Annotated in this window: 5 protein-coding genes, 1 tRNA gene, 2 rRNA genes and 1 pseudogene (1 of these 9 only partly in view); 3 read left to right on the forward strand and 6 right to left on the reverse strand. The window is 64.4% G+C overall.

The genetic code is table 11. The features are described 5' to 3' along the window. Nucleotides 1-359: pseudogene (locus tag F563_RS23420) on the forward strand (integrase core domain-containing protein); the annotation flags it as partial. A 121-nt stretch (nucleotides 360-480) separates the two neighbouring features. Next, the gene (locus tag F563_RS0119480) at nucleotides 481-1,689 is read left to right on the forward strand and encodes an IS256 family transposase (protein WP_019016375.1); all 1,209 of its coding nucleotides are present in this window, start codon (nucleotides 481-483) and stop codon (nucleotides 1,687-1,689) included. Nucleotides 1,690-2,280: 591 nt separating this feature from the next. On the opposite strand, the gene F563_RS0119485 is transcribed toward F563_RS0119480, so the two are convergent. From F563_RS0119485 to F563_RS0119495, 3 genes are read right to left on the reverse strand one after another with little or no spacing between them, the layout of a single operon-like run. After that, the gene (locus tag F563_RS0119485) at nucleotides 2,281-3,717 is read right to left on the reverse strand and encodes a DUF6880 family protein (RefSeq protein WP_019016376.1); all 1,437 of its coding nucleotides are present in this window, start codon (nucleotides 3,715-3,717) and stop codon (nucleotides 2,281-2,283) included. Between the two features lie 8 nt (nucleotides 3,718-3,725). Continuing rightward, on the reverse strand, nucleotides 3,726-4,295 hold the full coding sequence (locus F563_RS0119490; RefSeq protein ID WP_019016377.1) for a PIN domain-containing protein: 570 nt from the start codon (nucleotides 4,293-4,295) through the stop codon (nucleotides 3,726-3,728). Nucleotides 4,296-4,298: 3 nt separating this feature from the next. After that, nucleotides 4,299-4,754 carry an excisionase family DNA-binding protein gene (locus tag F563_RS0119495; protein WP_019016378.1) on the reverse strand — a complete coding sequence of 152 codons (456 nt, stop codon included), beginning with the start codon at nucleotides 4,752-4,754 and terminating at the stop codon, nucleotides 4,299-4,301. Nucleotides 4,755-5,285: 531 nt separating this feature from the next. Between F563_RS0119495 and F563_RS23425 the strand changes: the two genes are divergently transcribed. Then, nucleotides 5,286-5,771, forward strand: coding sequence for an integrase arm-type DNA-binding domain-containing protein (locus F563_RS23425; protein ID WP_019016379.1), 486 nt, complete (start codon nucleotides 5,286-5,288; stop codon nucleotides 5,769-5,771). A 236-nt stretch (nucleotides 5,772-6,007) separates the two neighbouring features. Here the strand turns inward: F563_RS23425 and F563_RS0119505 are convergent. From F563_RS0119505 to F563_RS0119515, 3 genes are all read right to left on the reverse strand, one after another. Further along, nucleotides 6,008-6,084: transfer RNA gene (locus tag F563_RS0119505), tRNA-Met, on the reverse strand. Nucleotides 6,085-6,135: 51 nt separating this feature from the next. Next, nucleotides 6,136-6,250, reverse strand: a 5S ribosomal RNA gene (gene rrf, locus F563_RS0119510). A gap of 123 nt (nucleotides 6,251-6,373) precedes the next feature. Next, nucleotides 6,374-7,500: ribosomal RNA gene (locus tag F563_RS0119515) — 23S ribosomal RNA — on the reverse strand (it continues 1,632 nt past the right edge of the window).

A 7,500-nucleotide genomic window follows, 5' to 3' on the forward strand; every position in this document is an offset into this window, starting at 1 on the left:
TGCATGAGCGGCGACCTGCGCATCGCCGCGGCCTGGTGCATCATTCGGACCGCGGATCGCAATATGTCAGCATCCGCTACACCGAGCGGCTGGCGGAAGCGGGCATCGAGCCCTCTGTCGGCAGCGTCGGCGACAGCTACGATAATGCGCTCGCCGAGACGATCCACGGCCTCTACAAGGCCGAGGTGATCCATCGGCGCGGGCCGTGGCGGAGCTTCGAGGCCGTCGAGTTCGCGACGCTGACCTGAGTCGACTGGTTCAACCATCGCCGGCTGCTGGAGCCCATCGGCAATATCCCGCCAGCCGAAGCCGAGGAACGCTACTACGCCACGCTCGACGACCAGAAACTGGCCGCGTGACTGGTAGCGTCCGCGCTGGTGGTGGAGATTCCCGCGTTGGCCGGGGTGTAGGTTGGAGGTGGTCATCGGCCTGGCGGTCTAGGGTGGGGTTGCGACGCTCCCCCGACCGACCGAGGACCCGATGACCGAGGAGAGACTGCCACTGGCCGAACTGCTGGCGAAAGCAGGCGACGGCGATTTCCTGCGCAGCGTCGCCGAGGCGGTGCTGCAGCTGCTGATGGAGGTCGACGTGGAAGGCGTGATCGGCGCCGGCCGCTACGAGCGCAGCGGCGAGCGGCTGAACTGGCGCAACGGCTACCGCGACCGCACACTCGATACCCGGCTCGGGCGGATGCAGCTGCGCATCCCGAAGCTGCGGCAGGGCTGCTACTTCCCGCCCTTCCTGGAGCCGCGCAAGACCTCGGAGAAGGCGCTGGTCGCCGTCATCCAGGAGGCCTGGATCGGCGGCGTCTCGACCCGGCGGGTGGACGATCTGGTGCAGGCGATGGGTCTGACGGGGATCTCGAAGTCCACGGTCTCGAAGCTCTGCAAGGAGATCGACGAGCGGGTCTCAGCGTTCCTGGAACGGCCGCTCTGCGGCGACTGGCCGTATCTGTGGCTGGACGCGACCTATCTGCGCCAGCGCGAGGGTGGCCGTGTGGTCTCGGTCGCCGCGATAGTGGCGGTCGCGTGCGACGCCGAAGGGCGGCGGCAGATCGTTGGGCTGCACATCGGCCCGTCGGAGGCGGAGACGTTCTGGGCCAGCTTCCTCAAGAGCCTGGTCAAGCGCGGCCTGCGCGGCGTGAAGCTGGTCGTCTCCGACGCGCACGAGGGGCTGAAGAGCGCGATCGCCCGCATTCTCGGTGCGACGTGGCAACGCTGTCGCGTTCATTGGATGCGCAACGCTCTTGCCCACGTGCCGAAGGCGCACGGGTCGATGGCCGCCGCCGCACTGCGCCAGGCCTTCCTGCAATCCGACCAGGCCACTGCCCGCCAGACCTGGCGCCACGTCGCCGACCAGTTGCGCCCGCGATGGCCCAAGCTCGGCGCCCTGATGGACGACAGCGAGGACGACGTGCTCGCCTACATGGCGTTCCCGCCCGCGCATCGCACCAAGCTGCACTCGGTGAACACGCTCGAACGCCTGAACAAGGAGGTGAAGCGCCGCGCCGATGTGGTCGGCATCTTCCCTTCCGAAGCCGCGATCATTCGCCTGATCGGCGCCGTGCTGCTCGAGGCCAACGACGAGTGGCAGCTGCAACACCGCTACATGGGCGTCGAGGCACTCGCCGAACTGCTCAACCCGCCGCCGGCCAACGAGACCCTGCAACTCCCACCCAGGGCCGCCTGAGCCATGACCACCTCGCCAGCGCACCAATTCTCCACCACGTTGACGGACGTGACCCACTCGCAAGCGCGGCCGCCCCCAACGACCCTCAGCAGCATCCAGCCGGCCGGTTATTCGAGGTGTCCGCCGGGCCAGCGCCGCGCTGACGCGCGCGAGCCGAAGACAAGAACGCCCGCCGGGCGAAAGCCGGGCGGGCGCGCATGGTTGCGGGGACAGGATTTGAACCTGTGACCTTCAGGTTATGAGTGAAACGGAATGGACCTCGATTACTTTATCTATTCTTCGATATAGCCCGCAATTTGCGCTACTTGGCGCCGATGTTCGCGAGATTAACTTTCGCATCACTTCGTGCCGTTTCGCGCCATTTCCTTCTCCCTTGCTTCCACAGTGCTTCCAGAATTCCGCCCTTTGATGGCGTGGAAGCAACTTAAGCATTTGAATCCGAATATCTGCATGCGAAACGCTTATGTTTTTTCCATGGGCGGACGCTCGTTCAGAGGCCAAGTATTCGTTCGGCTCGTTTCCAAGTTAAGATCGGGCGTATCGACAATCCTCGTTGTGACGCGCACGATGAGTTTGCTGTCCGGCTCGCCTTCAGGAAATCAAGCTCCAGAACCCGCTCTTGCGGCCGTGCTCGGCCTTCAGCCGGGCGGCATAGGCTTCGTGGGTCCCGAAGGCGCCATAATCGGCGACCGATGACGCGAGACTCGCGCACTCCAGGAAATGCCGCGCGGCGTGGCGGTATCGGCTCGACCGCGCCTTGGCGAGGGTGAAGCCGATCATCGCCCGAAGCACGAGAGTCGCGGCGAGCGGATGCTTGCCGGCGAGCGCATCAGCGGCTGGTGACAGGATCTCGTAGTGATTGCCGTCGAGCTCCCCCGCCCGCCGAGTCACGAGGCGTGCGGCCCGGTCCAGGGCGGGCCAGGAGACGAAGAACGCCAACGCCTGAAGCAGGCTCTCGTAGCGCTCCGCATGATCGAGCGCCCGCGTCTCGGCCTCGACATCGTCGAAGTCGGGCAGCCGCTTGAGGTAGGCGCGCAGATGCTCGGCGCTGAGTGCGCGCTCGAAGCATGACCAGCGGGCGGCCTGAGCGTCATCGCCCCGGCCAAGTGCGTCAAGCGCCTCGATGCGCGCGTCCTCCCAATCGAAGTCCGGCCAACCGCCTCGCCTGTGCTCGGCTGCCTCGATCGTTTCAAGCGCCTCGTCGGCACGGCCGGCTGCCAGCAGGCGCCGCGCGATCTCGGCCGCGATCTTCGGGACCTTTCTCGTCTTCTCGTCGTACTGGGCGACGAAGGCGTCGACGTCGCCCTGGGCGTCCGCGATCTCCTGTAGGGCGAGGCGGATGGTGCTCACGCGGCGGCGCTCTTTGATTTCGTCCTCATACATCGGCCCGCCCGCGCCCCAGCCGATGACCTTGCGCTGTTCTTCAGGGGGGCTCTCGACGGGCGTCTTCGACAGCTCGACGAAACGCGCCTTCAGATGGTCGAGGCCCTGAGCTCCCAGAGCCGGCGCGAGCGCCTCGATCAGATCATCGTACTGACCGTAATCGTTCTCATGGAGCGCGGCGAAGACGCGATCGGCCAAGGCGACGGGATCGGGCTTCGCCAACTCCGCAAGCGGGCCGAGATCGCGGCAGGCGCCGCGAAACACGTCGCCGACCACCCCGTTGCTGTCGTCGCAGCGCTCGTGCACCGCTTCGGCGAGACCCATGAACCGCCACATCAGCTCCAACGCCTCGGCAGGATCGATCTTCGCCACCTGATCGACGATCGTCCGGCGCTGGGTTTCCAGATCGGCAGCGAGGTCTCGAATCTTGCGCCAGTCGACGAAGGAGCCTGCGCGCCCGATCTGGGTGAGCCGCTTGCGCACCTCCGCCGCTACGGTCTTGGGCGCCTCCCTGACAGCAAGCTCCAGCCGCAGGCGCCGTTTCACCGCGGCGTCATCGTCGGCGATGTCCATGAGCAGCGCGGCCAGGCGCCGCGCGCCCAGGGCTTCGAGGTTTTCGGCGGTCAACGTCTTCTTCGAAGCCATGGAAGCACTCAGATGAACTGATCGAACGGCGCGATCTCGTTGACGGTCGCGAGCAGCCCCTGCGCCCGCAACGTGTCGAGATACTCCTCGACGGATTTCGGCGGGTTCTTGAGGCGCAGGCGCACGGTCTTCACGGCCTTGAGGAACACAGGCTGCGACAGATGGAACTGATGCGTCAGAAACTCGTCCGGGTGTTGCGCCTCGATGCCCCAGGGCTCCAAGGCCTCGGCCGGAAAGTCCTTGAGGTTGGCGGTGACGATGAGATCGGCCCGCCCCTTGATCGCCGCGGCCAGCACGTGGCGGTCGTCCGGGTCCGGCAGGTTCAGGATGTCGATCAGGTCCTCGTAACCCGTGACCAGCGCATCGCGCGTGTGCGCGTTCATCAGGTCGCGCGTCCGCTCCAGCCGCTCCCGGGTGAGATCGGTGCGCGTGCGCAGCAGCGCATTGATCCACTCTTCGTGGACGGCGTTCGACCATTTAGCCCGATAGAGATCCGAGACCGCGAGCTCCAGGAGAAGATCGCGGAGCGGCGCCGGGTAGAGGACCGAGGCATCGAGAAAGGCCGTGAAGCTCCCCAAGGTTCAGTATCCCATGCCCAGTTCCTGAGCCTCGGCGGCAAGCGCATCGAGCACCTTGCGGCGCTCGGCGTCGATCCCCTCCTTGTAGCGCAAGACATCCTCGAAGCGGACGCGGCGGTGCGTGCCCACCTTGCGATAGGGGATCTTCTTCTCCTCCAGAAGCTGGATCAGGAACGGCCGGGACACGTTCAGGAAGTCGGCGGCCTGCTGGGTGGTGAGCTCGGCGTTTCGGGGCACGATGGTGACGGCCCTGCCCGACGCCATGTCCTCCAGAATCTCGACCAGAAGCCTCACCGCCCCGGCCGGCAATTCGATGGTCTCCTCCTGGCCGGCGTCGCGCACCCGAAGGGTCAAGGGGCGGCCCAGACGCGCGAGCGGCGCCAGCCGTTGCCCGGAGGCGCGGGCGAGTTCCACCTCCTCTCGGGACGGGAGAACGGTCATCATTGCCACGGTGGCCATGGGTCTCTCCTCTTCGGTCACCGACAATATAGCCCCGCCATCCCACAAGCGCAATATCCGAAACAAACGAATCTGTCGAAGACGCTTCAAGCGCGACCTTCAGGTCATGCCCTGAAGGTCGCCGTGGAAGCAGCCGCAGAATTCCGGGCCTTGCGGCGTCCCACCCGAATCGCTGGAAGCAAGAGGGCTCGAAAGGGAGCGAAAAGCGGCGCAGTTCCAAAGGGTTGTGCGGGAAGCGGCACCCCGAAAATCGCTGCGCAGGTTTTCGCTCCGACCAGCCGGAACTACGCAGGACTTCGCCCTGCTACGTTCAGATTATGAGGGTCTGGGAAGCGACCTCGCAGCACTGCGCATAACTTCATTTTTCTTCGCATTTTCAATGACTTAGTTGACTTCCGGCGGAACGGTGAGCACTCTGCTTTTTCGCAGGCTCGCGCCGCGGTTTTCGTCCTCTTGCTTCCACCATGCTTCCACGGGCGGGCGCGGTCGATGTCTGGAAGCAGATCGACCATCGGAGCTCATCGCGCCCATATGCCGAAGCTGACCAAACGCATTGTCGACGCCGCGGAGATCCGCGCGACCGAGTATTTCATCTGGGACGACGACATTCCCGGCTTCGGCCTGCGCGTCCTGCCGAGCAAGCGGAAGAGCTACATCGTCCAGTACCGCGCCGGCCGCCGGTCCCGGCGGATGAGCCTGGGCCTCAGCACCGTGCTCACCTGCGAGCAGGCACGCACGCGGGCGATCGCCATCGTCGCCGCGGCAAAGAATGGCGAGGACCCGGCGGCCAAGCGCGACGCCGATCGGCAGGCCATCACGGTAAAGGAGCTCGCCGAGCGCTTCGACAAGGAGCACATCTCAGTGCGGGTCAAGGAGAGCACGGCCAAGGGCTATCGTCGCATGCTGGAGCGGGTGATCATCCCCGCCTTGGGGCGTCACCGCGTGACCGAGGTGACGCGGGCGGACATCGCCAAGATCCATCACGACCTCCGGCACATCCCCTACGATGCAAACTGAACCGCCCCGGGTTTGCCGGAGGCTCCAACTCCTGAGAGGGTGGAGCCTCCGGCAAACCCGGGGCGGTTCAAAGTGGCAGCCATGACCAAAACGAAATGCAGGTCACGTGCGATACGGCTTCGCGCCGCCGCGAAAGATTTCGCGCCCTCTTGCTTCCACAGTGCTTCCACGGGCGCGACGGAAACATAAGCGTAGAATCAAAGCGCCCGCAAAGCCTTTGACTTAGCGGGCGCGCATGGTTGCGGGGACAGGATTTGAACCTGTGACCTTCAGGTTATGAGCCTGACGAGCTACCGGGCTGCTCCACCCCGCGGTGAAGCCTGGGCAAGATGCGATGGTTCCGTGGCAGTCCCCGGATCGGAAGACCTGGCAGCGACCGACTCTCCCGCGTCTTGAGACGCAGTACCATGGGCGCTGAGGGTTTTCACGGCCGAGTTCGGGATGGGATCGGGTGTTGGCCCCTCGCCAAAGCCACCAGGTCATCCGATCCGGGGACGCCCCGCTGAGCGGGGCAAGTGGGTTCTGCGTGCGATGCAGTGATGTGCCGGGGGCCGCGCTTCGTGCTGCGCATGGGCCCGACGGGTTGCCCCGTCATGACGCCGGATCACAAGCCGAACGAGCGATTAGTACCGGTTAGCTGAACGCGTTGCCGCGCTTATACATCCGGCCTATCGACGTGGTGGTCTTCCACGGCTCTTCAGGGAGACCTCGTCTTGAGGTGGGTTTCCCGCTTAGATGCTTTCAGCGGTTATCCCGTCCGTACTTGGCTACCCGGCTGTGCCGCTGGCGCGACAACCGGCCCACCAGAGGTACGTCCATCCCGGTCCTCTCGTACTAGGGACAGATCCTCTCAAGTCTCCGACACCCATGGCAGATAGGGACCGAACTGTCTCACGACGTTCTGAACCCAGCTCACGTACCGCTTTAATCGGCGAACAGCCGAACCCTTGGGACCTGCTCCAGCCCCAGGATGCGATGAGCCGACATCGAGGTGCCAAACCTCCCCGTCGATGTGGACTCTTGGGGGAGATCAGCCTGTTATCCCTAGAGTACCTTTTATCCGTTGAGCGATGGCCCGTCCACGAGGGACCACCGGATCACTAAGGCCGACTTTCGTCTCTGCTCGAGCTGTCACTCTCGCAGTCAGGCGGGCTTATGCCTTTGCACTCGACAGCCGATGTCCGACCGGCTTGAGCCCACCATCGCGCGCCTCCGTTACACTTTGGGAGGCGACCGCCCCAGTCAAACTGCCCACCATGCACGGTCCCCGCCCGGGCTGACCGGACTGGGTTAGACGTCAAAAGAAGCCAGGGCGGTATTTCAAGGTTGGCTCCACGAGAGCTGGCGCCCTCGCTTCATCGCCTCCCGCCTATCCTACACAGTCCACTTCTGACGCCAGTGCAAAGTTGCAGTAAAGGTTCATAGGGTCTTTCCGTCTGACCACGGGTACCCCGCATCTTCACGGGGAATTCAATTTCGCTGAGTCGGTGCTGGAGACAGTGGGGAAGTCGTTACGCCATTCGTGCAGGTCGGAACTTACCCGACAAGGAATTTCGCTACCTTAGGACCGTTATAGTTACGGCCGCCGTTTACCGGGGCTTCGATTCAAGGCTTGCACCTCTCCTCTTAACCTTCCGGCACCGGGCAGGCGTCAGACCCTATACGTCCTCTCTCGAGTTCGCAGAGCCCTGTGTTTTTGATAAACAGTCGCTACCCCCTGCTCTGTGCC

Source organism: Elioraea tepidiphila DSM 17972 (genome assembly GCF_000378465.1).
In the GTDB taxonomy this organism is placed as follows: Bacteria; Pseudomonadota; Alphaproteobacteria; order Acetobacterales; family Acetobacteraceae; genus Elioraea; species Elioraea tepidiphila.